Origin of the sequence: Mesorhizobium sp. M7A.F.Ca.CA.002.15.2.1 (assembly GCF_003998715.1) — a bacterium.
Lineage (GTDB): Bacteria > Pseudomonadota > Alphaproteobacteria > Rhizobiales > Rhizobiaceae > Mesorhizobium > Mesorhizobium ciceri.
Genome location: NZ_RZPI01001153.1, coordinates 1 through 806, shown reverse-complemented (window position 1 = coordinate 806; position 806 = coordinate 1). Strand labels below are relative to the sequence as shown.

Annotated in this window: 1 protein-coding gene; it reads left to right on the top strand. The window is 64.0% G+C overall.

Annotation, left to right across the window (positions count from 1 at the left end; all coding sequences use genetic code 11):
* Positions 1 to 648: M23 family metallopeptidase (locus ENZ74_RS33315; RefSeq protein WP_164761475.1), on the top strand; the 648-nt coding region annotated here is incomplete at its 5' end.
* Positions 649 to 806: the final 158 nt, after the last annotated feature.

Here is an 806-nt window from a genome sequence, read left to right as displayed (position 1 = left end):
ACCTCGGACAGCTCCGAGCTTCTCTACGTCTCGGCGACGTTCGGCGGCCAGACCCGCAACTTCTACCGCTTCCAGATGCAGGACGGCGGCACCGACTATTTCGATGAGGACGGTTCGAGCGCCGAGCAGTTCCTGTTGCGCAATCCCCTGCCCGCCGGGAAATTCCGCTCCGGGTTCGGCGCCCGCAGGCATCCGATCCTCGGCTATGTCCGCATGCACACCGGCGTCGACTGGGCAGCACCCATCGGCACGCCGATCATCGCCGCCGGCAACGGCACGGTCGAGAAGGTCGGCTGGGCCGGCGGTTACGGCAAGCAGATCATCATCCGCCACGCCAATGGCTACGAAACCTCATACAATCACCAGAGCGCCTTTGCCAAAGGCATCGAACCGGGCGTGCACGTCCGCCAGGGCCAGACCATCGGCTTCCTCGGCCAAACCGGCCTCGCCACCGGCCCGCATCTTCACTACGAGCTGATCGTCAACGGCACCAAGGTCGATCCGATGCGTGTCCGCCTGCCGGTCGGCAAGGTGCTGAAGGGCGATGACCTCGTCGCCTTCAAGCGCGAACGCGAACGCATCGACGAACTGTTGAAGCAGGAAGACAGCGATTCGCTGAAGGTTGCGAGCGCCAAGATCGACGGTTGATCGGCTTCAGCCTGGCGTATCTTCGGCCTTTCGCGGCCATGGCAATCGATCACCGGGAATGGTCGTCCAGGCGATAACAGCCGCAAGCAGGCAAAGCAGCGCGGTCACCGAAGAAACCGCGGCAAACGCGGCGTCGCTGGCGGCGAGCCTTGTCGCAT